The 1,582-nt window shown below is 74.0% G+C and carries 1 protein-coding gene; it reads left to right on the top strand.

From position 1 onward, the window contains the following. Nucleotides 1–1,582 (top strand): SDR family NAD(P)-dependent oxidoreductase (locus tag I003_RS33890; RefSeq protein WP_037722235.1); only part of this gene is annotated, 1,582 nt, incomplete at both ends.

Below are 1,582 nucleotides of genomic sequence, written 5' to 3'. Positions count from 1 at the left end.
AGGCCGTACACGACCTGCTCACCCTCCTCCAGCAGCACCTCACCGAACCCCACCTGACCGACACCCCCCTCATCCTCCTCACCCGCCACGCCCACACCGCCGACCCCGACCCGGTCCACGCGGCGCTCTGGGGTCTGGCCCGTACGGCTCAGGCGGAGCAGCCGGGCCGCATCCACCTCGTGGATGCCGACGACCACCCCGACACCCGCACTCACCTGCCCCGCGCCCTCGCCCACACTCTGACGACCGCCTCCCCTCAGCTCGCCCTCCACGTCGGCACCCCGCACACCCCGCACCTCACCCACCTGCCGGCCCAGGAAGATGCCGTGCACGCACTCGGCCACCGGAACGGCACCGTGCTGATCACCGGAGGGGCCGGGGCGCTGGGCGGGCTGGTCGCGCGTCATCTGGCGGCGACGCACGGCGTACGGCACCTCCTGCTCGTCGGCCGCCGGGGCATCGACACGCCGGGAGCGCCCGAGTTGCAGCAGGAACTGCGGGCGGCCGGCGCGGAGGCCACGTTCATCCGCTGCGACCTCACCGACCGCGACGCAGTCGCCCGCATGCTGGCCGGCATCCCCGACGACCGGCCGCTGACAGCCGTCATCCATGCCGCGGGCGTCGTCGCCGACGCCACCATCCCGTCCCTCACACCCGAGGCGCTTCGGAAAGTCCTGGCCCCCAAGGTCGACGCCGCGGCACACCTCGACGAGCTGACGCGCGGCCTCGACCTGGACGCCTTCGTCCTCTTCTCCTCGGTCGCCGGAGTCCTGGGCACCCCGGGCCAGGGCAACTACGCCGCCGCCAACGCCTGGCTCGACGCCCTGGCCGCCCGCCGCCGGGCTCGGGGACTCCCCGGCCAGGCCCTGGCGTGGGGCTTGTGGGGCGACGTCGGCGGCAGCGGCGGCATGGGCGCCGCGCTCGGCGAAGCCGAGCTCGCGCGCTGGAAGCGCAGCGGCATCGCCCCGCTGACGCCGGAGCTGGGGCTCGCCTCTCTCGACGCGGCGCTGCGTACCCGTACGCCGAACGTCATCCCGGTGCGCATGGACCTCCCCGCGCTCCGCGCACAGGCCGAGGTCGGCGATATGCCCTATCTCCTCCGGGACTTCGCCCCCCGCCGGCGCGCCCGCCGGGTGGCGGCGGGGGCGGCGGCCGGCACGTCCGCCCTCGCCGCCCGGCTTGCCGGTCTCGACACGGAGGCACAGGACGCCGAGCTGATCGAACTCGTTCGCAGCCAGGCCGCACTGGTCCTCGGCCACGACGACGCGGCAACCGTGGACGCCGGGCAGGACTTCAAGGCGCTCGGCTTCGACTCCCTGACCGCGGTCGAACTTCGCAACCGCATCAACACCGCGGCCGGCGTGCGTCTCGCTCCCACGGTCGTCTTCAATTACCCCACTCCCGCGGGCCTCGCCCGCCACCTGCGCGACGAAGTGCTCGGCGCCGTCCCCGCCTCCGCGGCGGCACCCGCGACCGCTGTTGCGGTGGATGCGGATGATCCTGTGGTGGTGGTGGGTATGGCGTGTCGGTATCCGGGTGGTGTGACGTCGCCGGAGGGTTTGTGGGATCTGGTGTGGTCCGG

It is taken from the genome of Streptomyces sp. CNQ329 (assembly GCF_000482585.1).
This window is presented reverse-complemented; position numbering and strand designations above follow the sequence as displayed.